Annotated in this window: 26 protein-coding genes; 9 read left to right on the top strand and 17 right to left on the bottom strand. The window is 69.5% G+C overall.

All coding sequences use genetic code 11. The features are described 5' to 3' along the window. The first annotated feature begins 22 nt into the window (after positions 1 to 22). From RKE50_RS02180 to RKE50_RS02155, 6 genes are all read left to right on the top strand, one after another. The gene (locus RKE50_RS02180) at positions 23 to 661 is read left to right on the top strand and encodes a sigma-70 family RNA polymerase sigma factor (protein WP_350034028.1); all 639 of its coding nucleotides are present in this window, start codon (positions 23 to 25) and stop codon (positions 659 to 661) included. Between the two features lie 5 nt (positions 662 to 666). Then, entirely contained in the window at positions 667 to 1,323 is a 657-nt protein-coding gene (locus tag RKE50_RS02175) for a ChrR family anti-sigma-E factor (protein ID WP_350034027.1), read from the top strand. Positions 1,324 to 1,544: 221 nt separating this feature from the next. Beyond that, positions 1,545 to 2,687 carry a Re/Si-specific NAD(P)(+) transhydrogenase subunit alpha gene (locus tag RKE50_RS02170; protein ID WP_350034025.1) on the top strand — a complete coding sequence of 381 codons (1,143 nt, stop codon included), beginning with the start codon at positions 1,545 to 1,547 and terminating at the stop codon, positions 2,685 to 2,687. Position 2,688: 1 nt separating this feature from the next. Further along, positions 2,689 to 2,970: an NAD(P) transhydrogenase subunit alpha part 2 gene (locus tag RKE50_RS02165; RefSeq protein ID WP_350034024.1), complete on the top strand. Its 282-nt coding sequence runs from the start codon at positions 2,689 to 2,691 to the stop codon at positions 2,968 to 2,970. A 2-nt stretch (positions 2,971 to 2,972) separates the two neighbouring features. Beyond that, positions 2,973 to 4,331 (top strand): NAD(P)(+) transhydrogenase (Re/Si-specific) subunit beta, encoded by a 1,359-nt coding sequence (locus RKE50_RS02160; RefSeq protein ID WP_350034022.1) that lies wholly within the window; start codon positions 2,973 to 2,975, stop codon positions 4,329 to 4,331. 125 nt (positions 4,332 to 4,456) lie between these two features. Beyond that, entirely contained in the window at positions 4,457 to 5,374 is a 918-nt protein-coding gene (locus RKE50_RS02155; protein WP_350034021.1) for a hemerythrin domain-containing protein, read from the top strand. On the opposite strand, the gene RKE50_RS02150 is transcribed toward RKE50_RS02155, so the two are convergent. The 16 genes from RKE50_RS02150 to RKE50_RS02075 all read right to left on the bottom strand — a co-directional run bounded on the left by RKE50_RS02150 (position 5,349) and on the right by RKE50_RS02075 (position 21,360). Continuing rightward, positions 5,349 to 7,115, bottom strand: a complete 1,767-nt coding sequence (locus RKE50_RS02150; protein ID WP_350034019.1) for an ABC transporter transmembrane domain-containing protein — start codon at positions 7,113 to 7,115, stop codon at positions 5,349 to 5,351. The genes RKE50_RS02155 and RKE50_RS02150 overlap by 26 nt on opposite strands. Beyond that, on the bottom strand, positions 7,115 to 8,881 hold the full coding sequence (locus RKE50_RS02145; RefSeq protein WP_350034017.1) for a mechanosensitive ion channel family protein: 1,767 nt from the start codon (positions 8,879 to 8,881) through the stop codon (positions 7,115 to 7,117). Before RKE50_RS02145 ends, RKE50_RS02150 begins: the two co-directional genes overlap by 1 nt. Before the next feature lie 64 nt (positions 8,882 to 8,945). Then, positions 8,946 to 9,665: a twin-arginine translocase subunit TatC gene (tatC, locus tag RKE50_RS02140; RefSeq protein WP_350034392.1), complete on the bottom strand. Its 720-nt coding sequence runs from the start codon at positions 9,663 to 9,665 to the stop codon at positions 8,946 to 8,948. Between the two features lie 23 nt (positions 9,666 to 9,688). Then, positions 9,689 to 10,132 carry a Sec-independent protein translocase protein TatB gene (gene tatB, locus RKE50_RS02135; protein ID WP_350034015.1) on the bottom strand — a complete coding sequence of 148 codons (444 nt, stop codon included), beginning with the start codon at positions 10,130 to 10,132 and terminating at the stop codon, positions 9,689 to 9,691. An 11-nt stretch (positions 10,133 to 10,143) separates the two neighbouring features. Further along, a complete protein-coding gene (gene tatA / locus RKE50_RS02130) occupies positions 10,144 to 10,404 on the bottom strand; it encodes a twin-arginine translocase TatA/TatE family subunit (protein ID WP_350034014.1) in 261 nt (86 codons plus the stop codon). A 29-nt stretch (positions 10,405 to 10,433) separates the two neighbouring features. Continuing rightward, the gene (locus tag RKE50_RS02125) at positions 10,434 to 10,784 is read right to left on the bottom strand and encodes a phosphoribosyl-ATP diphosphatase (protein WP_350034012.1); all 351 of its coding nucleotides are present in this window, start codon (positions 10,782 to 10,784) and stop codon (positions 10,434 to 10,436) included. Beyond that, positions 10,777 to 11,187 (bottom strand): phosphoribosyl-AMP cyclohydrolase, encoded by a 411-nt coding sequence (hisI, locus tag RKE50_RS02120; protein ID WP_350034010.1) that lies wholly within the window; start codon positions 11,185 to 11,187, stop codon positions 10,777 to 10,779. The genes RKE50_RS02125 and hisI overlap by 8 nt, the downstream gene beginning before the upstream one ends. Positions 11,188 to 11,278: 91 nt before the next feature. After that, positions 11,279 to 12,919 (bottom strand): ubiquinone biosynthesis regulatory protein kinase UbiB, encoded by a 1,641-nt coding sequence (ubiB, locus tag RKE50_RS02115; protein WP_350034009.1) that lies wholly within the window; start codon positions 12,917 to 12,919, stop codon positions 11,279 to 11,281. Positions 12,920 to 12,921: 2 nt separating this feature from the next. Continuing rightward, positions 12,922 to 13,563: a ubiquinone biosynthesis accessory factor UbiJ gene (locus RKE50_RS02110; protein ID WP_350034008.1), complete on the bottom strand. Its 642-nt coding sequence runs from the start codon at positions 13,561 to 13,563 to the stop codon at positions 12,922 to 12,924. 15 nt (positions 13,564 to 13,578) lie between these two features. Next, positions 13,579 to 14,328 carry a bifunctional demethylmenaquinone methyltransferase/2-methoxy-6-polyprenyl-1,4-benzoquinol methylase UbiE gene (gene ubiE, locus RKE50_RS02105; RefSeq protein ID WP_350034006.1) on the bottom strand — a complete coding sequence of 250 codons (750 nt, stop codon included), beginning with the start codon at positions 14,326 to 14,328 and terminating at the stop codon, positions 13,579 to 13,581. Between the two features lie 113 nt (positions 14,329 to 14,441). Next, positions 14,442 to 14,837, bottom strand: coding sequence for a gamma-butyrobetaine hydroxylase family protein (locus RKE50_RS02100; RefSeq protein WP_350034005.1), 396 nt, complete (start codon positions 14,835 to 14,837; stop codon positions 14,442 to 14,444). Between the two features lie 10 nt (positions 14,838 to 14,847). Further along, entirely contained in the window at positions 14,848 to 16,170 is a 1,323-nt protein-coding gene (gene hslU / locus RKE50_RS02095) for an ATP-dependent protease ATPase subunit HslU (RefSeq protein WP_350034003.1), read from the bottom strand. Between the two features lie 2 nt (positions 16,171 to 16,172). Continuing rightward, positions 16,173 to 16,718, bottom strand: a complete 546-nt coding sequence (gene hslV / locus RKE50_RS02090; RefSeq protein WP_350034002.1) for an ATP-dependent protease subunit HslV — start codon at positions 16,716 to 16,718, stop codon at positions 16,173 to 16,175. 69 nt (positions 16,719 to 16,787) lie between these two features. Further along, positions 16,788 to 17,363, bottom strand: coding sequence for an SPOR domain-containing protein (locus RKE50_RS02085; RefSeq protein WP_350034001.1), 576 nt, complete (start codon positions 17,361 to 17,363; stop codon positions 16,788 to 16,790). Beyond that, a complete protein-coding gene (gene argS / locus RKE50_RS02080) occupies positions 17,364 to 19,049 on the bottom strand; it encodes an arginine--tRNA ligase (RefSeq protein WP_350034000.1) in 1,686 nt (561 codons plus the stop codon). A 118-nt stretch (positions 19,050 to 19,167) separates the two neighbouring features. Then, positions 19,168 to 21,360 carry a primosomal protein N' gene (locus tag RKE50_RS02075; RefSeq protein WP_350033999.1) on the bottom strand — a complete coding sequence of 731 codons (2,193 nt, stop codon included), beginning with the start codon at positions 21,358 to 21,360 and terminating at the stop codon, positions 19,168 to 19,170. A gap of 220 nt (positions 21,361 to 21,580) precedes the next feature. Between RKE50_RS02075 and rpmE the strand changes: the two genes are divergently transcribed. Next, positions 21,581 to 21,796: a 50S ribosomal protein L31 gene (rpmE, locus tag RKE50_RS02070; protein ID WP_350033997.1), complete on the top strand. Its 216-nt coding sequence runs from the start codon at positions 21,581 to 21,583 to the stop codon at positions 21,794 to 21,796. Positions 21,797 to 21,864: 68 nt separating this feature from the next. Here rpmE and RKE50_RS02065 read toward each other — a convergent pair whose 3' ends face one another. Further along, positions 21,865 to 24,345 carry a penicillin-binding protein 1A gene (locus RKE50_RS02065; protein WP_350033996.1) on the bottom strand — a complete coding sequence of 827 codons (2,481 nt, stop codon included), beginning with the start codon at positions 24,343 to 24,345 and terminating at the stop codon, positions 21,865 to 21,867. Positions 24,346 to 24,548: 203 nt separating this feature from the next. On the opposite strand from RKE50_RS02065, the gene RKE50_RS02060 reads away from it, so the two are divergent. Both RKE50_RS02060 and RKE50_RS02055 read left to right on the top strand, forming a co-directional pair. After that, complete coding sequence (locus RKE50_RS02060) at positions 24,549 to 25,583, top strand: pilus assembly protein PilM (protein WP_350033994.1); 1,035 nt, start codon at positions 24,549 to 24,551, stop codon at positions 25,581 to 25,583. Then, on the top strand, positions 25,583 to 26,155 hold the full coding sequence (locus tag RKE50_RS02055) for a PilN domain-containing protein (RefSeq protein WP_350033992.1): 573 nt from the start codon (positions 25,583 to 25,585) through the stop codon (positions 26,153 to 26,155). Before RKE50_RS02060 ends, RKE50_RS02055 begins: the two co-directional genes overlap by 1 nt. Position 26,156: the final 1 nt, after the last annotated feature.

Here is a 26,156-nt window from a genome sequence, read left to right as displayed (position 1 = left end):
CCGAGAGCCTGGAGGCGATCACATGGAAAGCAGTGCAGGGCAACAGGAAGTAGCAGCGCAGGCAGACGAGAAAGTGGTGCGCTGGCCGCAGGCCGGGCGCCGCACGGACGAGTGGAGCGAGTGCCTGGTGAAGATCGCCAGGGACCAGGACCGGGCCGCCTTTACCCGGCTGTTCCGGCATTTTGCACCGCTCATCAAGGCCTTTGCCCTGTCCGGGTCGACCCTGTCGGCAAATCACGCCGACGAACTCGTGCAGGAAGTCATGCTGAAGGTCTGGCAGAAAGCCGGTGCCTTCAACCCCGAGAAGGCGGCGGCGAGCACCTGGGTCTACACCATCGCCCGTAACTGCCGAACGGACCTCTTCCGGCGGTTGCAGAAATTCGACACGCCCCTCGCGGCGGAGGATTTCGTCCCCGAGCACGAAGAAAATCAGGAACCGTTCGCCCAATTGCAGTCCAAACGTAGCGGGGAGCGTATAAGAGAAGTGATGGCGGGGCTGCCTCCAGATCAGATGCAGATCCTCGCCAAGGTATACATGGAGGGTAAATCGCACGCCGAAGCCGCTGCGGAACTCGACCTGCCCCTGGGCACCGTGAAGTCCCGGGTCAGGCTGGCGATGCAGAAGATGCAGGTCCAATTCGAGCGTGCCGAACAGAGCTAGAGACAATGGCCACGCACCATCATCCACAACTGGAACTTCTCACCGAGTACGCGGCGGGCACCCTGTCGCTCGCACAGCTGGCCTGTGTGTCGGCGCACTTCAACTACTGCGACGGCTGCCAGCGCACCGCGGAGCAGCTGCAGGACGTGGGCGCCGCGCTGTTCGAGGCGCAGGATGCCGCACCGGTCGGTGACGCACTGCTGAACACCGTACTGGCCCGCCTCGACGAGGCCCCGCCGCTTTCCTACGGCAAGCCCCGGCGAAGCGAGAATGGCGTGCCGGCGCTGCTGCAGCGGCTGATGAGCGGGGATTTCTCAGACCTCGCCTGGCGCAAGATCACCTCGGCGCTGAGTATCGCCTACCTGAAAACCGGCGACCCGAACTACGAGTTCGCCCTCTACCAGATCAAGGCGGGGGGAACGATTCCGGACCACGACCACCGCGGCAGCGAGATGACCCTCGTCCTCGAGGGCGGCTTCAGCGATGACCGCGGTACCTACCACCCGGGGGATTTCACGTTCCGGCAGGCGAGCGAGGCGCACGCGCCGCGAGCGTTGCCGGGGCAGGATTGCATCTGCCTGGCGGTGCTCGACGCGCCCCTGCGCTTCACCGGCTGGAAACACCGCTGGATGAACCCTTTCCTTACGCTGCACGCCGGCTGAAGCGCCGCCGTCGGGGTCCCCCGCCGCGGATGCCGCCCTGCTTTTCCTGTGCTAAAGTCAGCGCCCCTGTGCGCCCGCGCCCCGGCGGCAGCGGGTGAAGCGGGAGCTGCACCATCGAATAACGCAGGCGCATCCGGACGCCCTGGTCGGGCTATGGAAAGCGGGCTGTGAGAAGCGGGCTGTGAAACAGGCTACGACATGGTAGAGAGGGGATGAAAAACATGCTCTTAGGTGTGCCAAAAGAGACCCACCCGGGGGAGAACCGCGTTCCCATTACCCCGGAATCCGCGAAAAAGCTCGTGCGGCTCGGCGCCGAACTGCAGGTCGAGGCCGGCATGGGTGCCGGTGCCGGCTTCGAGGACGCCGAGTACACGGAAGCCGGAGCGACGGTCGTCAGCGATCGCGAAAAGCTGCTCGCCGAGGCGGACGTGCTGTTGCGCCTGCGCAAGCCGACGGTCGAGGAGATCGGCGGCATGAAGGAAGGCTGCATCCATATCAGCTACCTCGACCCGTTCAACGAACACGAGCTGGTGCACGCGTTCCGCGAGCGCAAGATCAGCGCCATCAGCATGGAAATGATTCCGCGCACCACGCGCAGCCAGAAAATGGATGCGCTGTCTTCCCAGGCCAACCTCGCGGGCTACGTCATGGTGATCCAGGCCGCGGCCCACCTGCCGCGCATCTTCCCGATGATGATGACCCCGGCGGGCACGCTGAAGCCGGCCAAGGTCTTCATCATCGGTGCCGGCGTGGCCGGCCTGCAGGCCATCGCGACCGCCAAGCGCCTCGGTGCCCGGGTCACGGCCTTCGATACGCGCCCCGTGGTTGCGGAGCAGGTCCGCTCGCTCGGCGGTACCTTCCTGGAGATCGACCTCGGGGAGACGGGTGAGACCGCCGGGGGCTACGCCAAGGAGCTCACGCCGGAGCAGATCGAGAAGCAGCGCGAGGCGCAGAAGGCGGTCATCGCGGAGTCCGACGTGGTCATCACCACGGCCCAGGTCTTCGGCCGCAAGCCCCCGGTGATCGTTACCCGCGACATGGTCGAGGGCATGCAGCCCGGCTCCGTGGTCGTGGACATGGCGGCGGAAACCGGTGGCAACGTCGAGGGCTCCGTGCCCAACGAGGTGGTGGAGATCAACGGCGTGACCGTGATCGGCAAGGGCAACCTGCCGAACCATGTCTGCCGCGATGCCAGCGTCATGTACTCCAACAACCTGTTCAACCTGGTTGACGACGTCTGGAACGGGGAAGAGGGCAAGCTGCTCATCGACCTCGAGCACGACATCCTCTCCGGCTGTGTGATTACCCACGGTGGCGAGATCGTCAACGAAACCATCAAGAACCTGCTGGCGGGAGGGGAGTGATATGGAAGCCGTATTCCTGATGTTCATCCTGATGCTGTCGATCTTCGTCGGCTTCGAGCTCATCAACAAGGTACCGGCGACGCTGCACACGCCGCTCATGTCCGGTGCCAACGCCATCTCCGGCATCACCGTGGTCGGTGCCGTGGCCCTGGCGGGCACCGGTCGGGGCGATCTCGCCAACTGGCTCGGCGCCCTTGCCGTGGCCCTGGCCTCGATCAACGTGGTCGGCGGCTACATGGTCACGGACCGCATGCTGGCCATGTTCAAGAAGCGGGGGGGTTGAGCATGGCGAACGAACAGATCGGTATCCAGCTGGCGTACGTCATCGCGGCGGCGCTGTTCATTTTCGGCCTGAAGTACCTCGGCTCGCCGGCCACGGCGCGGCGGGGTAACCAGATCTCCGCGGTCGGCATGCTGCTCGCGGTGGTCGCCGCGCTCATGGACCAGGGCATCGTCGATTACAGCTACATCTTTGCCGGCTTTATCATCGGCGGTGCCATCGGTGCCGCGGCCTCACGCCTGGTGCAGATGACCGCCATGCCGGAAATGGTGGCGCTCTTCAACGGCTTCGGCGGCCTCGCCAGCCTCTGCGTCGGTATCGCCGCCGTGGGCGCGAGCGCGGGCACCTTCACGCTGTTCACGGTGGTGCTGTCGATCCTCATCGGTGGCGTGACCTTCACCGGCTCGATCATCGCCTGGGGCAAGCTGAGCGAAAAGCTGGGCCACCTCAAGGCCCTGCCGAACCAGAAGCTGGTGAGCTTCGCCGTGGTCGGCGGCATCGCGGCCTCTTCGCTGCTGTTCCTGGCCTTCCCCGGCGGGGACCTCTGGCTGCTGCTGCTGGTGGTGCTGGCGCTGGTCTTCGGTGTGCTGCTGGTGATCCCCATCGGCGGTGCCGACATGCCGGTGGTCATCTCGCTGCTGAACTCCTACTCGGGCCTGGCCGCCTGCGCCGCGGGTTTCGCCATCAACAACAACATCCTCATCGTGGCCGGCTCCCTGGTCGGCGCCTCGGGGATCATCCTCACGCAGATCATGTGCAAGGCCATGAACCGCTCCCTCACCAACGTGCTGTTCAGCGGTTTCGCGGACCCGGTGGAGGCCGCGGCCGCGATCGAGGGTGAGGTCAAGCCGCTTTCCGTGGAGGATGCCTTCTACGTGCTCGAGGCCGCCAGCAGCGTGGCGATCATCCCGGGCTACGGCATGGCTGTCGCCCAGGCCCAGCACGTCGTCAACGAGCTGCGCGAGCTGCTCGAGAAGAACGGCGCCGAAGTGGTCTTCGGTATCCACCCGGTGGCAGGGCGCATGCCCGGGCACATGAACGTGCTGCTCGCCGAGGCGGACGTACCCTACGACCTGCTGCTGGAGATGGACGAGATCAACCCGCGCATGGACACGGTTGACGTGGCGATCGTCATCGGCGCCAACGACGTTGTGAACCCTGCCGCGCGCGAGGTGGAGTCCTCGCCGATCTATGGTATGCCGGTCATCAACGTCGACAGCGCGCGTACGGTCTTCGTCCTCAAGCGCTCCATGGCCTCGGGCTTTGCCGGCATCGACAACCCGCTGTTCTTCAAGGACAACACGCGGATGATCTTCGGCGACGCGAAAGAGACCATCACCGGGCTGATCCGCGAATTCGACTGAACCGCGGCAGTGCCGCCCCGGAACGCCGGCCTTCGCGCCGGCGTTTTTTTTGCGCCGGTTCGCGTGTTGCCGCCCCGGGCCGCCTCCGCTACGCTTCCAGCACTGTAGTTTCCGCGGAGTACACCATGGCCCCCAGCCCGCGCCGGGAGAAGCCGGCAGGTCCGCACGAGGCCGCCATGCTGGTTGCCCTGCGCGCAGAGCACCGTCATATCGCGGCGGTCATGGCGCTGCTGTCGCAGCAGCTGAACGCTATCGAGCGCGGTGACCTCGTCGACACTCATGTGCTCTACGAGATCATGGATTACATGGTGACCTGGCCGGACCGCTTCCACCACCCGCGGGAGGACCTCATCTACGACCACGTGGCCGAGGTCGACCACGGCATGGCCGGCGAGGTGCGGGAGCTCGAGCGCGACCACGACCGCATGGCGCGGGAGGGGCGCGAGGTGCTCTACGTGATCGAGCGCTGGCGGGCCGGAGAGCTCTCCGGTCGCGAGGTGGTCGAGAAGGGTCGCGCCTACGTCAAGCGCGCCCACGAGCACATGAACCTCGAGGAGGAGGAAGTCTTTCCCCTCATCGACTCCGTGCTCACCCGCAGCGACTGGCGTGACCTGGAAGCCGAGGACAGCCTGAACCCCGCGGCGGACCCGGTGTTCGGGCGCCGCGTGCAGCGTGAGTTCCGCCACCTGGCGCGCAAGGTGCGGCGGAGCCTGCGCCACGGTGTCGAGCAGGGGGCGGTCATCGAGTGGGTCGGTATCGAAGCGCTGCTCGAGTCCTGGGAGGTCATGACCATGGCCTGGCAGGGCGGCGCGACGATCACCGGTGATCACCTGCGCTCCTCGCTGCGCGAGGCCGTCTACATCGCCCTCGACCGGCCGCTGCAGGCGCCGCTGCTCTGCGCGGCTAACAATGCCCGGCTCACCCTGAGCTGGCTGGAGGAGCTCTCCCAGCTCACCCGCGACACCGCGAGTGACCTCGCCCGCGTCAACCGGGAGCGCAAGGACCGCATGCGCCTGCTCAAGCGCGCAGGGGCACCTCGCTGACCGCGTCGTCGCGGAACTGCAGGCTGGCCAGGCGGGCGTAGAGCGGGTTCTCCGCGAGTAGTTCCGTGTGGCTGCCGGTCGCCACGAGGCGGCCGCCTTCCATCACCGCGATCTTGTCCACGTGGCGGATCGTCGCCAGCCGGTGCGCGATGATGACCGTGGTGCGCCCGGCCATGACCTCGGCCAGCGCGAGCTGTACCTGGTGCTCGCTCTCCGCATCCAGCGCGCTGGTCGCCTCGTCGAGGAGCAGGATCTTCGGGTCCTTCAGGATGGCCCGGGCGAGGGCGATACGCTGGCGCTGGCCCCCGGACAGGCGCACGCCGCGGTCGCCGAGCTCCGTGCCGAAGCCCTGCGGCAGCCGCTCGATGAACTCGAGGGCGTGGGCGCGCCGCGCCGCCGCCTCGATCTCGGCATCGGTGGCCCCGGGCCGCCCGTAGGCGATGTTGTAGCGCACATCCGCGCTGAACAGCACGGGCTGTTGCGGTACCAGCGCCAGCTGCTCGCGCAGGTCGGCAAGGGACAGCTCGCGAAGATCGATGCCGTCGAGGGTGATGCGGCCCGCCCCGGGGTCATAGAAACGCTGCAGCAGTTCGAACACCGTGCTCTTGCCGGCGCCCGAGGGGCCCACGAGCGCGAGAGAGCGGCCGGCGGGGATAGCCAGGGAGAAATCGACGAGGGCGGGAGCGGTCGGCCGCGAGGGGTAGTGGAAGGTCACCGCCTCGAAGGCCATGCGCGCCCCGCCGCCGGCCTCGCGGCGCGGTTCGTCCGGCAGCGCGCTCTCGGCAGCGGCGAGCTCGAGCAGCCGCTCCGCTGCCCCGGCGGCGCGCTGCAGTTCGCCCCAGACCTCCGACAGCGTGGCGAAGCCGGTGCCCACCATGATCGCGTAGAAGGCGAAAGCCGCGAGCTCGCCGCCGCTCATGCGCCCGGCGATCACGTCCTGGCCGCCGGACCAGATCATCGCCGCCAGCCCGCCGAAGAGCAGCAGGATCGCCGCGCCGACGAGGATGGCCCGCTGGCGCACCCGGCGCCGGGCGATGGCGAAGGCGCGCTCCACCTCGTGCCGGAACGCGTCCGACTCGTGGGCTTCGCGGTTGAAGCTCTGCACCACCTTGATGTTCTGGAAGATCTCTCCCGCGTAGCTGCCGACGCTGGCGATGCTGTCCTGGCTCTCGCTGGACAGGCGCCGCACCCGCCGCCCGAAGATGAGAATGGGCAGCAGGACGAGGGGCACCGTGGCCGCAATGATCAGGCTGAGCCCGAGGTTGGTGATGAACATCAGCACCAGGGCGCCGGTGAGCGTGAGGGCATTGCGCAGCGCCATGCTCAGGGAGGAGCCGATGATGGTCTGCAGCAGCGTGGTATCGGCGGTCAGCCGCGACAGGATCTCCCCCGCCCGGTTCTCCTCGAAGTAGGCCGGGTGCAGGCGCACGAGGTTGTTGAACACCGCGAGGCGCAGGTCGGCGCTGACCCGCTCCCCGAGCCAGGACACGAGGTAGAAGCGGATGAAGGTGCCGGCGGCGATCAGCGTGCTGATGAGCAGGATCAGACCCACCGCGCGGCCGAGATCGGCGCTGGTGCCGCCGGCGATGCCGCGGTCGATGAGGAACTGGATGCCGCGCCCGAGGGCGAGGGTCGCCCCGGCGGTCACCAGCAGGGCCGCCGCCGCGGCCGCCAGGCGCCAGCGGTAGGGGGCTAGGAAGCGGGCGACCGCGAGCAGCGGCCCGAGGCGGCGCGCTGCCATCAGGCCGGCCCGCGCGCCGGGTAGTCGAGGGAGCCCCGGAGCCGTTCCTTCTCGTCGTCGCCGAGGTCGGGGAAGGGCCAGCGGTCCTCCTCGCGCCAGCTGGCGAGCCGGGTCTCGGCGTCGGACCGGCCCTCCGGCGAGCCCTGCCGGTGCCGGTCCACGGCGACGTACTGGCCGGGTGCGGTGAGCGACAGCCCGGCACCGGCGACGAGCTCGAGCATGCGCAGGTTCAGGTCCTCGGCGACGGCGAGGAAGTCCTGGTAATCCCGCGTATCCACCCGCGCGTCGATGCGCACCACCGCCGCGGCGCCCTCGAGCCGTTCGAGGCGGACGGAAACGCTTTCCTGCTGCAGCCGCGGGTGCGCCAGGAGCAGGCGCCGGAGCTCCGTCAGCAGCACCCGGAACTGGTCGGCGCTGCCGGCGAGGACGTGCAGGTGACGGTAGTAGCGGATGCGGTCGCGGGCCGAGATGTTCTCGATCTCGACCGCGGAGAACATGGCATTGGGGATGACCATGAGGGACCGGTCCAGGGTGCGGATGACCGTGGAGCGCAGTCCGATTTCCTCCACGGTGCCGACGACCTTACCGAAGCGGCAGAGGTCGCCGGGGTTGACCGGGCGAGCGGTGTACAGCATGAGCGCGCCGATAACGTTTTCCAGCGTTTTCTGCGCGGCGAGCGCCACGGCCAGGGAGCCGACACCGAGGCCGGCGAGGACGGTGGACATGTTGTAGCCGGCTTCCTGCGCCCAGAGCAGGCCGATGATCACCACGACCAGGATCTTCACCATCAGCGCGAAGGGACGCATCAGGGGCACGAACTGCGGTCGCCCGGATCGCTCGAGGCGGCGGACCTGGAAATCCCGGAGCAGGGTGATGGCACCCAGGATCAGCACGCCCCAGGCAACGAAGTCGACGCCCGAGGACTGCACGTAGATGCGCGCGGTCATGGACAGGCCGAGGTACTCGATGATCAGGGCCCGGGCCAGCAGCAGGAACAGGAAGAAGCGCACCGGCACCCGGAAGAACCGTGCCAGGGGGCGGCCGGCATCTTTCAGCAGCCGCCGCGTCGCCAGGGACAGGAGGCCGGCGGCGAGCGCGGCGACGGGCCAGGCAACGAGGAAGGCGACGAGTGCGCCGATCACCTGCCAGTTCTCCATGCCGAGGAAGCGGAAATGCGGCAGGAAGTCGCCGAGGCGTATCGCCAGCGGATGGTAGCCGAGTTCCTCCCAGATGGCCGGCACCTGTGCCACGGTCGCGTTCGAGATTCGCCAGACCCGGCTGTCCCCGGGTCCGGGAACGCGCTGCAGGTAGACCGGCACGTCTTTCCCGGGCAGGTGCACGGTGCCGATCAGCTCGCGGTAGCTGGGGAGGCCGTCTTCGCGGTTCCCCTCCGGCTGGTCCGAGAGGCGCGAGAGGTCGACGAGGTTCTGCTGTGCCCAGGCGTAGACCAGTTGCCGGGCGAGCACCGCGGGCTCCATGGAGGCCGCCGGCTCCGGCAGGTAGCGGGTGTCGAGGAACGCGCCGGCGGCCTCCCAGTTGCTCGCCTGCACCGCGTCGCGCAGCTTGACCATCGCGCCGAGGGGTGTGCTTTCGCCGTCGCGGGCCAGTTTTTCGCTTTTCTCTTCGAGCAGCTTCGCGGCCTGCTCCTCCGCTGCGAGGACCTCGCGCACGGAGGTCCCGGCGGGGGCCGTCTCCTGGGCCGCAATAGCGCCCGCTAGAAGGCAGGAGACCAGGCAGGTGAGCAGGCAGGCTGGAACGCGCTTCATGCGGGCGTTTCCTGGCGGTATCGCCGGCTAGTGTAGGCGCCGTGCCCGCCGCAGGCCAGCGGGCTCAATCGTCGGCCGGACCGCGCTCGCGCACGAGCAGGCGTCCGGCGACCACCCCCGCCTCGAACAGCAGCCACATGGGCAGCGCAAGCAGGGACTGGGAGATGATATCCGGGGGCGTGAGCAGCATGCCGAAGACGAAGCAGCCGACGATGATGTACGGCCGCTTGCGGGCGAGGGCCTCCGGTGTGGTGACGCCGGCCCAGATCATCAGCACCGCGGCGATGGGGATCTCGAAGGCGATACCGAAGGCGAAGAAGAGCTTGAGCACGAAGTCGAGGTAGCGATTGATGTCGGTCATGATCGCGATGTCCTCGGGACCGACGCTGGTGAAGAAGGCGAAGATCAGCGGGAACACCACGAAATAGGCGAAGGCCGCGCCGCAGTAGAAAAGCAGGATGCTGGAGGCGAGCAGCGGGAAGGCCAGCCGCTTCTCGTGCCGGTACATGCCCGGGGCGATGAAGCCCCAGGCCTGGTAGAGCACGTAGGGAATGGCGAGGAACAGCGCCGTGAACAGGGTCAGCTTGAACGGCGTGAGGAAGGGCGAGGCCACTTCCGTGGCGATCATGCTCGTTCCCGGGGGGAGCAGGGCGCGCAGCGGCTGCGACACGAAGGTGTAGATGTCGTTCGCAAAGGGGAACAGGCAGATGAACACCACCAGCACGGCGAGAATGGCCCGGAGCAGGCGGTCGCGCAGTTCGGTGAGGTGTGCGACCAGCGGCATGGCGCTGTCGTTCGGATCGTCGGTCACCGCTGCTCCCCGTCGTCGCGCGGGGCCGGGTCCGGCCGGTCGGCTTCGGCCGCAGCGTCGCCGGGCGCCTCCCCGGCGCCGCCTTCGCCGTGTCGCAACGGGGTGCTGTCCTGTGCCGTCTCCCCGGCCTTTTCCCCCGCTCTCCCTTTTGCCTTGTCCCCGGCTTTATCCGGCGTCCCTGCCTCGCCGCTGCCGGTAAGGTCGTCGCGCCAGCGCTCGGTCTCCTTGCGCACGCTCTCGGACGTCTTGCGCAGCTCTTCCATGACGCCGTCGTTGTGCAGCTCCCGCTGCACCTCGTGCTTGAGTTCGTTGAAACCGCGGCGCAGCCGGTTCAGCCAGGCGCTGCCGGTGCGGATGGCGCCGGGCAGCCGCTCCGGGCCGATCACCAGCAGCCCGACCACGGCGATGAGCAGCAGCTCGGCGAAACCGATATCGAACATGGGTCGTCAGGTCAGGCGTGGCGCTGGTCGTCGTCTTCCTGCGCCGGCTTGTCGCCGTTTTTCGTGCGCTCTTCCGACGCGTGCGTATCCGCGTCGGGTTCATCGCCCGCGCTGCCGGTCGCCGTGTCTTCGTCCTGCATGCTCTTCTTGAAGCCCTTGATGGCACCGCCCAGGTCGCTGCCGAGGCCGCGCAGGCGCTTGGTGCCGAACAGCATGATCACGATCGCGAGAATGATCAGGAGCTGCCAGATGCTGATGCCGCCGAGTCCCATGGTGTCTTCCTCTTACTGTTGTGAGCGTCCTAGTGTGAACGCTCGCGTGCCGCCTTTTCCGCCAGCCCCGAGAGGCCGAAGCGTTCCTCGAGCCGGGCCAGTACCGCCTCCGGCCCGGTGCCGGCCTGTTCCAGCATGACCAGGCAGTGGAACCAGAGATCCGCCACCTCGCCCACCAGTGCCTCGCGCCCCGCGTCCCTGTCGGGGCCCGTGTCGGCGTCCTTTGCGGCGATGATGACCTCCGTAGCCTCCTCGCCGACTTTCTCGAGGATCTTGTTCAGCCCCGCGGCCTGCAGGCGGGCAACGTAGGACTCCTCCGGGGAGGCCTGCCGGCGCTCCGCGATGATCGCGCCGAGGCGGACCAGGATGTCGTCACTCATGCTCGCCTCCCTGCACGCTCCCGTACAGGCTGGCCGGGTCGCGCTTGACCGCTTCGGTGACGGTCCAGTTGCCGTCCTCGAGCAGGCGGTAGAAACAGTGTGCCCTGCCGGTGTGACAGGCGATGCCGCCGACCTGTTCCACGGCGAGCAGCAGCGTGTCGCCATCGCAGTCCAGGCGCAGGCCCCTGAGCTTCTGTACGTTGCCCGATTCCTCGCCCTTGCGCCAGAGGCGCTGGCGGGAGCGGGACCAGTACACGGCGCGCCCCTCGGCCACCGTCGCGGCCAGGGCCTCGCGGTTCATCCAGGCCAGCATGAGCACCTGCCCGCTGGCCGCGTCCTGGGCGATGGCCGGGATCAGCCCGTCCTCGTTCCAGCTGATCGCGCTCATCAGGTCGTCGTTCATGGGCTTTCCATGGCCGCTTGCGGGCGCAGGATTGTCTCACAGACCGCTCAGGGCTGCCTCACAGATGGCTCAGGGCTGTCCCACAGGCAGCTCAGGGCTGCGCCCGGCGGGGCCAGGCGAGGGCCAGCGCCAGAGCGCCGAGAAGCAGGCTGGGAAGCGGCACCGCCGCCAGGCCGGCGCGGACGCCGGGCAGCAGCGCCACGGCAGCCAGGCCGCAGACCGCCGCGGCGAGAAGCCGGCGCCGCTCGCCGCGCCGGGCCTCGTCCCGCCGGCGTGCCTGGCGGGCCAGCTCCGCCTGCAGTCGCGCCTCGCTGTCGCGGGCTTCGCGCAGGTTCTCGAGCACCACGTCCGGTACCCGCGGCAGCTGCTCCAGCCAGCCCGGTGCGTGGTGCTGGATGCGCTTGAGCATGCTCTGCGGCGAGTAACGGTCCTGCACCCACTTCTCGAGGAAGGGCTGCGCCGTATCCCAGAGGTTTAGCGCCGGGTAGAGCTGGCGGCCGAGTCCCTCGATGTTGAGCAGGGTCTTCTGCAGGAGGACCAGCGAGGGCTGGACTTCCATGTCGAAGCGGGCCGCGGTGCGGAACAGGTAGACCAGCAGCTGGCCGAAGGAGATCTCGGCGATGGGCCGCTCGAAGACCGGTTCGCAGACGGCGCGCATGGCCTGCTCGAAGTCCTGCACCCGGGTATCGGGCGGCACCCAGCCGCACTCCACGTGGAGCTGCGCCACCTCGTGGTAGTCGCGGCGGAAGATGCCGAGGAGGTTGCGGGCGAGGTAGTACTGGTCCGAGTCGCTCAGGCTGCCGATGATTGCGCAGTCGATGGCGATGTAGCGCGGGTCCGCCGGGTCCGAGGCGTCGACGAAGATGTTGCCCGGGTGCATATCGGCGTGAAAGAAGCTGTCGCGGAAAACCTGGGTGAAGAAAATCTCCACGCCGCGCTCGCCGAGCACCTTGAGGTCCGTGCCGGCGGCGCGCAGGGCCGCGAGGTCGGTCACCGGGATGCCGTGAATCCGCTCCATGGTGAAAACCTTGCGCCGGGTGTAGTCCCAGTGCACTTCGGGCACGTAGACCAGCTTGCTGTCGGCGAAGTTGCGCCGCAGCTGGGAGGTGTTGGCCGCCTCGCGGCCGAGGTCCAGCTCGTCGAGGATCACGTGCTCGTAGTCGGCGACGACCTCCACCGGGCGCAGGCGACGGCCGTCGGGCAGGTAGCGGGCGGCGAGGCGGGCGAGCGTGAACAGGAGCGCGATGTCCTGGCGGATCACCGCCTCGATGCCCGGTCGCACGACCTTGACCACCACCTCGCGGCCGTCGTGCAACGTGGCGGCATGCACTTGTGCCACGGAGGCGGAGGCCATGGGCGCCTCCTCGAAGCTGGCGAAGAGCCGGCCCACGCTGTCGCCGAGCTCGCGCTCGATGATGGCCCGGGACTCGGCCGCGGGGAACGGCGGCACCCGGTCCTGCAGCCGCGCCAGCTCGTCGGCGATGTCCACGGGCAGGAGGTCGCGGCGCGTGGACAGGGTCTGGCCGAACTTGATGAAGACCGGCCCGAGCTCCTCGAGCGCCAGCCGCAGCCGCTCGGCCCGGGGCCGCTCCGGGGGTGCCTGCAGCCGCCAGGGGTTCAGTCGCAGCGCCAGGCGCAGCGGCGCCGGCAGGCTGCCGTCCGGCAGCAGTTCATCGAGGCGGTGGCGGCCGGCCACCCGCAGGATCTGCGCGAGGCGCGCCAGGCGCGACATGGTCAGTCTTCGCCCAGGCGCGCCAGCCGGGCGCGGGCCCGCTCCAGGCGGGCGCCCAGGCGGTCGACGGCGAGGCCCAGGGCCTGCACCTCGCTGTAGAAGTCCTCCAGCTCCGCCCGCGGCGGGGTGAGCCTTGCCTCCTCGTGGACGAACTCGTCCAGCTGTCGGGCCAGGCTGCGGCCCGCGTCCCGGCCGAAGCTGAACAGGCCGCGCAGGGCCCCGGCGAGCTGGTGACCGGCGACGTCGCCGAGCGTGTCCACCAGGGGCGCCTCCCAGTCGACATCGAGATCGGCGACGATGCGCGAGAGCTCCGTGAGCGGCGCGCTGTTGCCCTCGAGAGACAGCTCCCCGTTCACCAGCGTCGCCGCCGGGTCCGCAGAGCCGGCGAGCTCGGCGAAGGCGCTGCCACTGCCGCGCACCCGGGTGTCCACGGGTCCCTCGTGGACCCCGCGCAGGCCGAGGTCGCCTTCGGCGGTGGGCAGGAGGTAGACGCTGAACGGCGGCGCCGTGCAGTCGATGGCGATTACCCGGCCCGCGAGCGCCGCGAGCTCGCGGCGGCTGTGCGGGGACAGCGCCAGGGCGCCGTTCACGGCCCGCTCCAGCGCGGCGATGGCGGCCGTGTGCAGGGTCGGGCTGACGATCATGGCTCGACGACGGCCCTAGGCCTTGACGCCGCGGTGCAGCGCGACCACGCCGCCGGTCATGTCGTGGTACTCGACCCGTGCGAAGCCCGCGTCTTCCATCATGGCCTTGAGCGTCTCCTGGTCCGGGTGCACGCGGATCGACTCGGCGAGGTAGCGGTAGCTGTCGCTGTCGCCGGCAACGAGACGCCCCATGACCGGCAGCACGCTGAACGAGTAGGCGTCATAGGCCCTGGACAGCAGCGGGTTCTTCGGCTTGGAAAACTCCAGCACGAGCAGCCGGCCGCCGGGCTTGAGCACGCGCAGCATGGCTCGCAGCGCCAGGTCCTTGTCGGTGACGTTGCGCAGGCCGAAGGCGATGGTGATGCAGTCGAAGCTGTCGTCGGGGAAGGGCAGGCACTGGGCATCGGCCTGGACGAACTCGAGGTTCTGCGACAGGCCGTGGTCGAGGAGCTTGTCCCGGCCCACCGCGAGCATGGCGTAGTTGATGTCGGCTAGGATGACCTGCCCGGTCTCGCCCACGATCCTGGAAAACTTCGCCGCGAGGTCGCCGGTGCCCCCGGCGATGTCGAGGACACTGTGCCCGGGACGCACGCCGGAGAGCTCGATGGTGAAGCGCTTCCAGAGCCGGTGGATGCCGCCGGACATCAGGTCGTTCATGAGGTCGTAGCGCGAGGCCACGGAGTCGAAGACACCGGCGACCAGCCCGGCCTTCTCGTCCTTGTCCACCTCGCGGTAGCCGAAGTGCGTCGTGTCCTTCTCTTTCATAGTGAGTCTTTCATCGCGCGTCGCCCAGGGTGCGCCGCTCGGGGTATACCCCGTGGCATGGCAGGGGCGCCATTGTAGCGCGATGGCGGGGGCGGGTCAGGCGTCCCGGGGGGTCAGGGCTCGAAGTGGAGCACCTGCGTGTCCGGGTCCCGGGAAGCGCCCGCGGCGGCGAGCCGGTCCAGGTAGTCCTGCCACCAGGCCTCGTGGTGCACGCAGAGGGCGCGCAGGTAGTCCCAGGCATAGATGCCGCTGTCGTGGCCGTCATCGAAGACCAGCTGGACGGCGTAGTGCCCGACCGGCTTCACGGTCTCCACCAGCACATGCTTCTTGCCTGTCTGCAGCGTGTCCTGGCCCGGGCCGTGCCCGCGGACCTCGGCCGAGGGAGAGTAGACGCGTAGGTACTCGAAGGGCAGCGCGAAGGGCGTCTCGCCGGGGTAGCTCACCTCCAGCACGCGGGAGCCCCTGCGGAGTTTCAGGCCCTCGGGGCGCGGTGCGTTGTCAGCAGCCATGGCCTGCCTCCTACAGGATAAAGCGCGACAGGTCCTCGTCGGCCGCCAGGTCCGAGAGCTGGGCGTCGACGTAGGCCGCGTTCACGACCAGCTCGTCGCCGGCCAGGCTGGCGTCGGCCGCGGTAAAGGAGGCCTCCTCGAGGAGCCGCTCCATGACCGTGTGCAGCCGCCGGGCACCGATGTTCTCGGTGGTCTCGTTGAGCTGCCAGGCGAGCTCGGCGATGCGCTCGAGGCCGTCGTCCGTGAAGCGCACCTTGAGCCCCTCGGTGCCGAGCAGGGCCTCGTACTGCCGCGTGAGCGAGGCATCGGGCTCGGCGAGGATGCGGCGGAAGTCCGCCGGCGTCAGCGCCTGCAGCTCGACGCGGATCGGCAGGCGCCCCTGCAGCTCGGGGATGAGGTCCGACGGCCGGGACAGGTGGAAGGCGCCGGAGGCGATGAACAGGATGTGGTCCGTGCGCAGCATGCCGTGCTTCGTACTCACGGTGCAGCCCTCGATGAGCGGGAGCAGGTCGCGCTGCACGCCTTCCCGGGACACGTCGGCGCCGGCGGTCTCGCCGCGCTTGGAGACCTTGTCCAGTTCGTCGACGAAGACGATGCCGTTCTGCTCGGCGGCTTCGCGGGCCCGCTGGACGATCTCCTCCTCGTTGACCAGCGTCGCCGCTTCCTCCTCGCAGAGGGCCTCGAAGGCGGCCTTGACGGTCAGCCGCCGCGTCTTGCGCTGCTGCTTCGACAGGTTGGAGAAGAGGCTCTGCAGCTGGCTGGTCATCTCCTCCATACCCGGCGGCGTCATGATGTCGACGCTGCGTCCCGGAGTGCTGAGCTCCACGTCGATCTCGCGCTGGTCGAGCTCGCCCTCGCGGAACTTCTTGCGCAGGAGCTGCCGGGTGCTCTCGCCGGACCCCGCCTCGCCGTCGCGGGCCGCGGGCAGGAGCAGGTCGAGGATGCGCTCCTCGGCGGCCTCCTCGGCGCGGGGGCGGACGCGGCGCACGGCGGCCTCGCGCTCCATCTTGACGGCCGTTTCCACCAGGTCGCGGATGATTGACTCGACATCGCGCCCGACGTAGCCGACTTCCGTGAACTTGGTCGCCTCGACCTTGATGAACGGCGCGTTCGCGAGGCGCGCGAGGCGGCGGGCGATCTCGGTCTTGCCGACGCCGGTGGGGCCGATCATGAGGATGTTCTTCGGCGTGATCTCGCCGCGCAGGTCCTCGTCGACGGCCTGGCGGCGCCAGCGGTTGCGCAGGGCGATGGCGACGGCGCGCTTGGCGTCGTCCTGGCCGATGATGTGCTTGTCCAGGGCGTGGACGATTTCCCGGGGGGTCATGGAGGACATGGTCAGTGGCCGGTCTCCAGCTCTTCGAAGCTGTGCTGGTGGTTGGTGTAGACGCAGATGTCGCCGGCGATGGCCAGCGCTTTCTCGGTGATGGCGCGCGCGTCCAAGTCGGTGTTCTCGAGCAGCGCGAGCGCCGCTGCCTGCGCGTAGCTGCCGCCGGAGCCGATGGCGATGAGGTCGTGCTCGGGCTCGATGACATCGCCGTTGCCGGAAATCACCAGCGAGCTGTCGCGGTCGGCGACGACGAGCAGCGCCTCGAGCTGGCGCAGGCTGCGCTCCGTGCGCCAGGCCTTGGCCAGGGCCACTGCGGCGCGCACGAGCTGGCCCTGGTGTTTCTCGAGCTGTCCCTCGAAGAGTTCGAACAGGGTGAAGGCATCGGCGGTGCCGCCGGCAAAGCCGGCGATGACGCGGTCCTTGTACAGGCGGCGGACCTTGCGGGCATTGCCTTTCATGATCGTGTGCCCCATGGACACCTGGCCGTCGCCACCGATCACCACGCGGTCGCCGCGGCGCACGCACAGAATGGTGGTGCCGTCGAATTGCTTCACGAGCGTTCTCCGCCGGGGTTTCCCCTGTCTATGGGTCCGGCAGCACCCCAATTCAAGGGCGGCGGGCCTTCAGCCTTCGGCGCTGCGCCGCATCAGCAGCGTGTCGATGTTCTGCTGGGCCGTGAGGCTGCGCGCCGCGGCCATGCGCGAGCGCGAGGGGAAGGGCCCGAGGAGGACCCGGTACCAGCGGCCGTTGCTGCCGTTGGTCTCCTCCACGCGGGGTTCGAGCCCCAGCAGGAGCAGCTCGGCGCGGCGCTGGTCCGCGTCCTCGGCGCGGCGGAAGGAGCCGGCCTGGAGCAGGTAGACGGCGTTGTCGCTGGTGCCGCGCTGCGCGGCGACCTCTGCCGGGTCCACGTCGACCTCGATGGTCTGCCGCGGCAGCACCTCGAAGAACTCGTAGCGGGGCTCCGCCGCTGGCTCGCTCCCTGCGCTCGGCTTTGCAGAGGGTGCCTCCGTGGCCGGCCCGCCCGGCAGTGTCGCCAGGTAGACCAGGAAGCTGGCGAGGACGCCGGTGGCGACGCCGCCGCCGTACCAGCGCAGCAGCCGGCCGCGGCTCTCGCCGCCGGCCGCGGGGCTGCGCCGGCTCGCGCCCTGGCGCCGCCCTTTTCCCGGTGTACGACCCTGCGTCCTGCCGCCTCCCGCCATCTACATGCGCTCCGGCGCGCTGACCCCGAGCAGGCCGAGGCCGTTGGCGATGGCCTGGCGCACGGCCTCGGCGAGGGCGATACGCGCGTCGCGCAGCGCCGGGTCGTCGACGAGGACCTTGTGGGCGTTGTAGAAGGTGTGGAAGTGGCCGGCGAGCTCGCGCAGGTAGTTGGCGACCGCGTGGGGCTCGGCCTCGCGGGCGGCCCGCGCCACCGTCTCCGGGTAACGGGCCAGGGAGCGCAGGAGCTCCTGCTCCTCCTCGTTGCCGAGCAGCGTGAGCTGCGCGAGGGCCGCCTCCCGGTCCCAGGCCAGCCCCGCCTCGGCGAGGCGCTGGTGCACGCTGCATACCCGGGCGTGGGCGTACTGGATGTAGTAGACCGGGTTGTCGTTGCTCTGCGACAGGGCCAGGTCGATGTCGAAGGTGAGCTGCGAGCTCGGCGCCCGGGCGGCGAGAAAGTAGCGTGTCGCGTCCCGGCCCACCTCGTCGATCAGGTCGCGCAGCGTGACGTAGCTGCCGGCGCGCTTGGACAGCTTTACCTCGGCGCCGTCGCGCATGACCGTCACCATCTGGTGCAGCACGTAGTCGGGCCAGCCCTCGGGGATGCCCTGCTCCAGCGCCTGCAGGCCGGCGCGCACGCGGGTGACGGTGCTGTGGTGGTCCGCGCCCTGCTCGTTGATAACGCGCGTGAAGCCGCGGCGCCACTTGTTCAGGTGGTAGGCGACGTCCGGCAGGAAGTAGGTATAGCCGCCGTCGGCCTTGCGCATGACCCGGTCCTTGTCGTCGCCGTAGTCCGTCGTGCGCAGCCACAGGGCGCCTTCCTGCTCGTAGGTCCTGCCGGCCTCGACGAGCAGCCCGACCACGTCGTCGACCTCGCCGGAGCGGTACAGGGAGGACTCGAGGAAGTAGACGTCGAAGTCGACGCCGAACGCTTTCAGGTCCAGGTCCTGCTCGTGGCGCAGCCAGGCCACCGCGAAGTCGCGGATCGCCGCGAGGTCCTCCGGGTCGCCGGCCCCGGTGACCTGCCGGTCCTCGGCGGCGACGCTGTCGCAGCGCAGGTAGGCTTCCGCCACCTCGACGATGTAGTCACCGCGGTAGCCGTCCTCGGGCCAGGCGGCATCGCCGGGCGCCTGCCCCCGGCAGCGGGCCTGCACGGAGCGGGCGAGGTTCTCGATCTGCTGGCCGGCATCGTTATAGTAGAACTCGCTGGAGACCTCCCAGCCCGTGGCCCGGAGCAGGCGGCAGAGGCTGTCGCCGACGGCCGCGCCGCGGCCGTGGCCGACGTGCAGCGGGCCCGTGGGGTTCGCCGAGACGAACTCCACCTGCACCTTGCGGCCGGCGCCCTCGTCGCACTCGCCGAAGCGCTCGCCGGCACGCAGGGCCTCGGCCACCACCGCCGTGCTGGCGTCGGCGGCGAGGAAGAAATTGATGAAGCCCGGGCCCGCAATCTCCGTCCGCTCGACCGCCGGGTCGGCGGGCAGCGCCTCGCTGATGCGCCCGGCTAGGTCCCGGGGCTTCATGCCGGCGCTCCTGGCGAGGGCGAGGGCGATGTTGCTGGCGAGGTCGCCGTGCGACGGGTCGCGGGTGCGCTCCACCTGGATCGCCGGCGCGGTGCCCTCGGGCAGCGTGCCCTCGGCAACCAGCGTGGCCAGCGCGTCCCCGAGGAGGCGCTCGATCAAGCTTTTCATGTGCGATTCATGCGGGAAAGGAGCCCGTTTGCGTTGGCGGAAGCCGCCCCGGGCGGGGCGCCGTGAAAGCCGCGCATTATCGCGCGTCTGCCCGCCGCTGGCCAGCTGCGCGGCGGGCTCAGAGCGTTTCCAGGGGGTCGATCTCGATGAACCAGTTGAGACCCCCGGGGGCGCGCAGTGCCTCGCCGGCACGAACGAGGGCAGCGGCCGCGCGGCTGCCGCTGGCCCGGTCCGGGCAGAGGCAGAGAAGCTGGTCCCGGTAGCGCCCCGCCCGGCGCGGCAGCGCCGATGGCAGCGGGCCGACGAGCCGGCTACCCGGCGGCAGGACGGCCTCGGCGCCGCGGCGCAGCGCGGCGAGGAAGCGCTCGCCCTCACCGGCGCGCGGGCTGTCGGCGCGGACCAGGGCGAGCTGCCCGAGCGGCGGCAGGCCGGCCTCCGCGCGGCGGTCAAGCAGTGCCGCCGCCACGTCGCCGTAGGGCTGTTCGAGGATCGCCCGCAGCAGCGGGTGATCCGGGTAGTGGCTCTGCAGGAGCATGCGCCCGGGACGGCCGGCGCGCCCGGCGCGGCCCGCGACCTGCGTCAGCAGCTGGGCAAGGCGCTCCTCGCCGCGGAAGTCCCCGGCGAAGAGCAGGGCGTCGCAATCGACCACGCCGACCAGCGTCACGCCCGGGAAGTGGTGTCCCTTGGTGAGCATCTGCGTGCCGAGAAGAATGCAGGGCTCGCCGCGGCCAACCTCGGCCAGCAGGTCCTCCATGGCGGCGGGGCTGTCGATCGCGTCCGAGTCGACCCGGTGCAGTGGCCAGTGCGGCAGGGCAGCGGCGAGAAAATCCTCCGTCTGCTCCGTGCCCAGCCCCCCCGCGAGCAGCTGCCCGCCGCCGCAATCCGGGCAGGCGGCGGGCAGGGGTTTGCGGGCGCCGCAATGGTGGCACTGCAGCCGCTTGCGCCGCCGGTGCACCGTGAGCCTCACGTCACAGTGGTCGCAGCCGGCGACCCAGCCGCAGTCGTGGCACTGCAGGCTGCTCGCGTAACCGCGCCGGTTGAGAAACAGCAGCACCTGCCCGCCCTGTGCCAGGGTCTCCTCCACCGCCGCGAGCAGCGCCGGGGACAGGCCTGCGCGCAGCGGCTGGCGGCGCAAATCCACCGGCGTGAGTGCCGGCAGGCTGGCGCCGGCGGCCCGGCGCGTGAGCCGGTGGTGCCGGTAGCGGCTGCTGCCTGCGTTGTGCAGGGACTCCAGCGACGGCGTGGCGCTGCCGAGGAGTACCGGGCAGGCCTCGAGCTGGGCCCGCTTCACGGCCACGTCCCGGGCGGAATAGCGGAAGCCGTCCTGCTGCCGGTAGGAGGCGTCGTGCTCCTCGTCGACGATGATCGCGCCGCAGCGCGGCAGCGGTACGAACACCGCTGAGCGCGTGCCGATGACCACGGCGGCGCGGCCGCTGGCCGCCGCCTCCCAGTCGTCGCTGCGCTCGCCGGCGGCGCGGCCGGAGTGGAGCACGGCCATGGGCGCGTCGAAGCGCCCGGCGAAGCGGGCGAGGGTCTGGGGGGTGAGGCCGATCTCGGGGACGAGGAGCAGCGCCTGCTCGCCGCGTTCGAGGCAGGCGGCGATGAGGCGCAGGTAGATCTCCGTCTTGCCGCTGCCGGTTACGCCCTCGAGGAGGTGGCAGGCGAAGCGGCCCAGGTCGGCGCCGAGCGCGTCGACGGCGGCCGCCTGCTCCGGCGCCAGCTCTGGCCCCGGCTCGCGCACACGCGCCGGCTGCGGCCCCGGGGCGCAGCGCTCGGCGAGCCCCTTGCGGGCCAGCTCGCGCAGGGCCTCGCGACGGATGCCGGCGGCGGCGAGCCCGTCGTCCGCAAGCAGTGCCGCGCGGCGCAGGGCGGCGAGAGCCTCGCGCTGTCGCGGTGCCCGGGCCAGCGCATCGTCGGCAAGGCCCGCGCCACGGTCCGTGAGCTGCCAGGCGTGCCGGGCCGGAGCGCGGCCGCTGCGCAGGCGCTGGCTGAAGGCGGCCGCGAAGACCTCCCCCGGCGCGTGCTGGTAATAGGCCGCCGCCCAGCGGCAGAGGGCGGTGACGGCGGCCGTCAGCAGCGGCGTCTCGTCGAGCAGGGCCTCCGCGGGGCGCAGGCTGTCGGCGGGCAGGTCGCTCTGTGCCGCGACCTCCGCCAGGAAACCCACGACGCTGCGCCGTCCGAAGGGCACCCGGAGCCGGCAGCCTGGCGCGAGCGCGGCTGCCGCGGCCGGGTCGAGGTCCGCCGGCGGCAGGTAGTCGAAGTACCGGCGCAGGGGGTTGCCGGGCACGGCGATGCGGAGGATGACGGGCATCGATGGGCGATCTCGCGGTGGTCGGCGCAGTCTAGCACTGCCCTGCGGCCCGACCGGAGGCGGGCCGGCGGCCTCAGTCCTCAGTCCTCTTGCGCGCGGGCGCCGTTCTGGTAGTATTCGCGCTCTTTTTCCCCGGGCCCTCTGGCCCGGAGAGTGGCACCCACAGGCGCGGTGCCCGGCAGGGACCGGGTGGCGGCGTCGAACGGCAGGAGTCAACGCCATGAAAAGCGATATCCACCCGAAGTACGAGGCGGTCACGGCAACGTGCAGCTGCGGCAACACCATCACCACCCGGTCGACCCTGGGGCAGGACTTCCACATCGACGTCTGCTCACAGTGCCACCCGTTCTTCACGGGCAAGCAGAAGATCGTCGACTCCGGCGGCCGCGTCGACCGCTTCAAGAAGCGCTTCGGCAACCGCGGCGCCAAGCGCTGAGGACCGTTCAGCGGCGGCGCGCCCGCGCCGCCGTGTTTCTCACCCGCCTGCGCGGGTGACGCCAGCCGCTAAAAGATATCCCGGATCAGGTCGTCGGTCCCGGTCTTGCCGGGCACGTCCTCACCGCCGCCCTCGCCGGGCGCCGGCACATACTCTTCCCTGAAGTACTCGAAGATCGCGTCACTGTCGCCGGCGCCGGCAAGGCGCCCGGTCTCCGGGTCGATGCGCACGCTGGCGATGCCCGCCGGTACCGGCCGCTCCCGGTCCGGGCTGTCCGCGAGCGCCTCGCGCATGAAGTCTATCCAGATGGGTAGCGCGGCCGTGCCGCCGAACTCCCTGCGCCCGAGGGGCGTGTAGGCGTCGAAGCCGACCCAGGTAGTCGTTACCACGTCGCGGTTGTAGCCGGAGAACCAGGCGTCCATGGGGCCATTGGTGGTCCCCGTCTTGCCCGCGAGGTCCTTGCGCTTCAGGGTCAGGGCGCGGCGCCCGGTACCGCGGGTGATCACATCCTGCAGCATGTCGTCGAGAATGAAGTTCACCCGCTCGTCCATGACCCGCCCGGCGCGGCGGTGGCCGTTGGCGTTCTCACCGGCGAGGATCTCCTCCATGCTCAGCTCCCGGCCCTCGCAGTCGCGACAGATCCGCACGGGATCGGCCGCCCAGACCGTCTCCCCGACGCTGTCATCGACGCGGGCGATGAGGTAGGGCTCTACCCGGTAGCCGCCGTTGGCCAGTACCGCGTAGGCCGCCGCCAGCTCGAGCGGGGCCATCGCGTGCGTACCCAGGGCGAGGGAGAGGTCCGGGGCGAAATCGCTGGTGTCGAAACCGAGCCGGCCGGCGTAGTCGATAAGGCGGCTCACGCCCAGCTGGCGCAGCAGGCGGATCGACACCAGGTTGCGCGACTTGGTCAGGGCCCAGCGCAGCCGCGTCGGACCGTAGAATTTGCCGCCGTCGTTCTCGGGTCGCCAGATACCTTCCAGGGACGCATCCTCGAGGACGATCGGGGCGTCGTTGATGATGCTCGCCGCCGTGAAGCCCGCATCCAGGGCGGCGGCATAGAGGAAGGGCTTGAAGTTGGACCCGGGCTGGCGCTCGGCCTGGGTCGCGCGGTTGAACTTGGAGAGCTCGAAACCGATGCCGCCCACGAGGCTGATGATGGCGCCGTCGTCCGGGTCCAGGGAGACCAGCGCGGCCTGGGCGGCCGGCACCTGCGACAGGCGCCAGGCATCGTCGCGGCGGTCGACGCGGATAACGTCGCCGACGGCGAGCACGTCCGCCGGGCTGCCCGGCGCGCTGCCGACGGCGTTTTCACTCAGGTAGGGCCGGGCCTGGCGCAGGCCGTTTTCCCAGAGCACCTCGTCTTCGCTGCCGTCGGCGAGCAGGATACGCACCCGGTCGGCCTCCACGGCAGTGACCGCGGCGGGTGCGAGGCCGGCGACCGCCGGCAGCTCGGCGAGCGTGGCGAGCCAGGCCTCGCGGGGCAGCGGCGTTGCGCCCGGCGGCGCGTTCGGGTCGTCCCCGACGGCCGGCGCGGCGGCTTCCCCGTCATCTCCCGCAGCCGCGACCGGCCCGGGCACCGGGAGTTCCAGCTCGGGCCCGCGGTAGCCATGGCGCCGGTCGTAGGTCAGCAGGCCGTCGATGATCGCGCGCTGCGCCACCCGCTGCAGGTCGCCGCGGAGCGTGGTGTAGACCTCGTAACCCGCTGTGTAGGCCTCGCTTCCGAAGCGCTCGAGCATCTCCTTGCGGGCCATCTCGGCCACGTACTGGGCGTCGAAGGTCGCCTGGGGACCGTGATGGTCTGCGGTCACCGGCGCGCGCACGGCCTCCTCGTAGGCGGCGCGGGTGATTAAGCCGAGGCTGAGCATGCGTCCGAGGATCCAGTTGCGCCGCTCGCGGCCGGCCTCCGGGCCGGAGAGCGGGTTGTCTCGGGACGGCGCCTTGGGAATGCCCGCGAGCATCGCGTGCTGCGCCAGGGTGAGTTCGCCGATGCTGCGGCCGTAGTAGACCTGCGCCGCGGCCTCGAAGCCGTAGGCGCGGTGGCCCAGGAATACCCGGTTGAAATACAGCTCGAAGATCTCTTCCTTGTCGAGGCGCCGCTCGATCTCGATGGCGAGGAGGATCTCCTTGAACTTGCGCAGGAAGGTGCGTTCGAGCGACAGGAAGTAGTTGCGCGCCACCTGCATGGTGAGCGTGCTGCCGCCGGAGCGCTTCTCGCCGGTCATGACCAGCTCGGTTACCGCCCGGGCCAGCCCCATGAAATCGATGCCGCCGTGCTCGAAGAAGCCGTCGTCCTCGGCGGCGAGCAGCGCCTCGATGAACTGCGGCGGGATATCGGCGTAGGCCAGCGGGTTGCGCTTCTGTTCGCCGAACTGGCCGATCAGCTCGCCGTCCGCGGTGTACACACGCATGGGCGTCTGCAGCTGCACGTCGCGCAGGGTTTCGACGTCCGGCAGCCCGGGGCCCAGGTAGAGATAGACGCCGGCGAGCAGCCAGGCGAGGCCGAGGCCGCCGAGAACGGCCAGGCGCAGGAGTCGGCGCAGCAAACTCAAGACAACTCCGGGTCTGTGTCAGGAGGGCGGGCAGAATACGGCAAAAGGTTTACCTTGTGGTAATAGTATGCTTTTTTTGTGTTTAAATTGTGTAGCAGACTGGCTTAACGGCCGATATTGAAGTATAAGAACACAAACAATAGCTAAGTCTGTGAATCATATAGGAAAATGACTTGCTTGGCATTTTAGGGAAGAGAAAGCAGGTGGCGCTGCTGGGGCTGGATATCAGTTCCACCACGGTCAAGCTGCTAGAGCTGAGCCGCAACGGCGACTCCTACCGTGTGGAGAGTTACGCCGTTGCTTCGCTGCCGCAGGACGCGGTGGTGGAGAAGGCGATCAGCGACATCGATGGCGTTGCCAACGCGATCCGCAGCGTGCTGGCGCAGTCCCGCAGTAAGCTCAAGCTGGTGGCCGCTGCCGTCGCCGGCTCCGCGGTCATTACCAAGCAGGTGCAGATGCCCGAGGGCCTCTCCGAGGAGGAGATGGAGACCCAGCTCACCCTCGAGGCAGACCAGTACATTCCCTATCCGCTGGAGGAAGTCGCGCTGGATTTCGAGGTGCAGGGCACCGTACCCGGCCGCGAGGGCATGGTGGAGGTGCTCCTTGCCGCCTGCCGCCGGGAAACCATCGACGCCCGCGTCGAGGCCATCGAGAACGCCGGCCTCGAACCCAAGGTGATGGACGTCGAGGCCTATGCCATGGAGCGGGCCTACGGGCTGCTTCGCGAGAACCTCGGCCTCGAGGAGAACGCGGTGGTCGCCGTCGTCGACATCGGCGCCACCATGACCACGCTCAGCGTCCTCGCCAACGGCCAGACCATCTACACCCGTGAGCAGCTCTTCGGGGGCAAGCAGCTCACCGACGAGATCATGCGTCGCTACGGCCTGCCCCTCGAGGAGGCCGGCCTTGCCAAGAAGCAGGGCGGTCTGCCGGACGACTACGAGGAAGAGCTCCTGAACCCCTTCCGCGACGCCGTCGTGCAGCAGGTCACGCGCTCACTGCAGCTGTTCTTCTCCTCCAGCCAGTACAACGACGTCGACTTCATCATCATGGCCGGCGGCGTCTCCTACATGGAAGGCCTCGTCGAGCTGGTCCAGGAAAGGTTGGGTACGCCCACCGCCATGGCCAACCCCTTCGCCGAGATGAGCATCTCGCCGCGGGTGAACGCCGTGGCCTTAGGCAGCGACGCACCGGCGATGATGATCGCCTGTGGCCTCGCCCTGCGGAGCTTCGACTGATGGCGCAAATCAACCTGCCGCCCTGGCGCGATGCCCGCCGCGAAGAACAGAAGCGCCAGTTCCTGACCATCCTCGGCCTGGTGGCGATCGGCGCCGTACTGCTGGTGGTGCTGGCGGACCGGGTGGTCAATGCGCAGATCGATCACCAGCGGGCCCGCAACGCCTACCTGCAGGAGAACATCAAGGAGCTGGACAAGCAGGTGGCGGAAATCCGCGACCTGCAGCGCAAGCGCAACCAGCTCATCGACCGCATGCGTGTCATCCAGGAGCTGCAGGGGAACCGGCCGATTATCGTCCGCATCTTCGACCAGCTCGTGCGCACGGTGCCCGACGGGGTCTTCTACAACCGGGTCCAGGCCCAGGCGAAGAAGCTGCAGATCACCGGCGTGGCCGAGTCCAACAACCGGGTCTCGAGCCTCATGCGTCGCCTCGACGGCTCCGAGTGGCTGGAGAACCCGAACCTCGACGCGGTTCGAGCGGCACCGGCCTACGGGGAGCAGGCCGCCACCTTCGACCTCTCGGTGATGGTGGACCTGCCGCAGGACGACAAAGATCAAGGAACGGGGGGCTGAG

Source organism: Pseudohaliea sp., from assembly GCF_040217025.1.
Taxonomy (GTDB): domain Bacteria; phylum Pseudomonadota; class Gammaproteobacteria; order Pseudomonadales; family Halieaceae; genus Pseudohaliea.
This window is presented reverse-complemented; position numbering and strand designations above follow the sequence as displayed.

What these genes read in the sequence shown, in the direction of transcription:
- rpmE (WP_350033997.1), top strand. Translation starts at nt 21,581, where the DNA reads ATGAAAAGCGATATCCACCCGAAGTACGAGGCGGTCACGGCAACGTGC.
- RKE50_RS02110 (WP_350034008.1), bottom strand. Translation starts at nt 13,563, where the DNA reads ATGATCGTCAGCCCGACCCTGCACACGGCCGCCATCGCCGCGCTGGAG.
- RKE50_RS02150 (WP_350034019.1), bottom strand. Translation starts at nt 7,115, where the DNA reads ATGGCAGCGCGCCGCCTCGGGCCGCTGCTCGCGGTCGCCCGCTTCCTA.
- argS (WP_350034000.1), bottom strand. Translation starts at nt 19,049, where the DNA reads ATGAAAAGCTTGATCGAGCGCCTCCTCGGGGACGCGCTGGCCACGCTG.
- RKE50_RS02175 (WP_350034027.1), top strand. Translation starts at nt 667, where the DNA reads ATGGCCACGCACCATCATCCACAACTGGAACTTCTCACCGAGTACGCG.
- RKE50_RS02125 (WP_350034012.1), bottom strand. Translation starts at nt 10,784, where the DNA reads ATGAGTGACGACATCCTGGTCCGCCTCGGCGCGATCATCGCGGAGCGC.
- RKE50_RS02100 (WP_350034005.1), bottom strand. Translation starts at nt 14,837, where the DNA reads ATGGCTGCTGACAACGCACCGCGCCCCGAGGGCCTGAAACTCCGCAGG.
- RKE50_RS02085 (WP_350034001.1), bottom strand. Translation starts at nt 17,363, where the DNA reads ATGGCGGGAGGCGGCAGGACGCAGGGTCGTACACCGGGAAAAGGGCGG.
- RKE50_RS02160 (WP_350034022.1), top strand. Translation starts at nt 2,973, where the DNA reads ATGGCGAACGAACAGATCGGTATCCAGCTGGCGTACGTCATCGCGGCG.
- ubiB (WP_350034009.1), bottom strand. Translation starts at nt 12,919, where the DNA reads ATGTCGCGCCTGGCGCGCCTCGCGCAGATCCTGCGGGTGGCCGGCCGC.
- tatC (WP_350034392.1), bottom strand. Translation starts at nt 9,665, where the DNA reads ATGCCGCTGGTCGCACACCTCACCGAACTGCGCGACCGCCTGCTCCGG.
- tatA (WP_350034014.1), bottom strand. Translation starts at nt 10,404, where the DNA reads ATGGGACTCGGCGGCATCAGCATCTGGCAGCTCCTGATCATTCTCGCG.
- RKE50_RS02075 (WP_350033999.1), bottom strand. Translation starts at nt 21,360, where the DNA reads ATGCCCGTCATCCTCCGCATCGCCGTGCCCGGCAACCCCCTGCGCCGG.
- RKE50_RS02155 (WP_350034021.1), top strand. Translation starts at nt 4,457, where the DNA reads ATGGCCCCCAGCCCGCGCCGGGAGAAGCCGGCAGGTCCGCACGAGGCC.
- RKE50_RS02145 (WP_350034017.1), bottom strand. Translation starts at nt 8,881, where the DNA reads ATGAAGCGCGTTCCAGCCTGCCTGCTCACCTGCCTGGTCTCCTGCCTT.
- hisI (WP_350034010.1), bottom strand. Translation starts at nt 11,187, where the DNA reads ATGAACGACGACCTGATGAGCGCGATCAGCTGGAACGAGGACGGGCTG.
- ubiE (WP_350034006.1), bottom strand. Translation starts at nt 14,328, where the DNA reads ATGAAAGAGAAGGACACGACGCACTTCGGCTACCGCGAGGTGGACAAG.
- tatB (WP_350034015.1), bottom strand. Translation starts at nt 10,132, where the DNA reads ATGTTCGATATCGGTTTCGCCGAGCTGCTGCTCATCGCCGTGGTCGGG.
- RKE50_RS02170 (WP_350034025.1), top strand. Translation starts at nt 1,545, where the DNA reads ATGCTCTTAGGTGTGCCAAAAGAGACCCACCCGGGGGAGAACCGCGTT.
- hslU (WP_350034003.1), bottom strand. Translation starts at nt 16,170, where the DNA reads ATGTCCTCCATGACCCCCCGGGAAATCGTCCACGCCCTGGACAAGCAC.
- RKE50_RS02055 (WP_350033992.1), top strand. Translation starts at nt 25,583, where the DNA reads ATGGCGCAAATCAACCTGCCGCCCTGGCGCGATGCCCGCCGCGAAGAA.
- RKE50_RS02165 (WP_350034024.1), top strand. Translation starts at nt 2,689, where the DNA reads ATGGAAGCCGTATTCCTGATGTTCATCCTGATGCTGTCGATCTTCGTC.
- RKE50_RS02180 (WP_350034028.1), top strand. Translation starts at nt 23, where the DNA reads ATGGAAAGCAGTGCAGGGCAACAGGAAGTAGCAGCGCAGGCAGACGAG.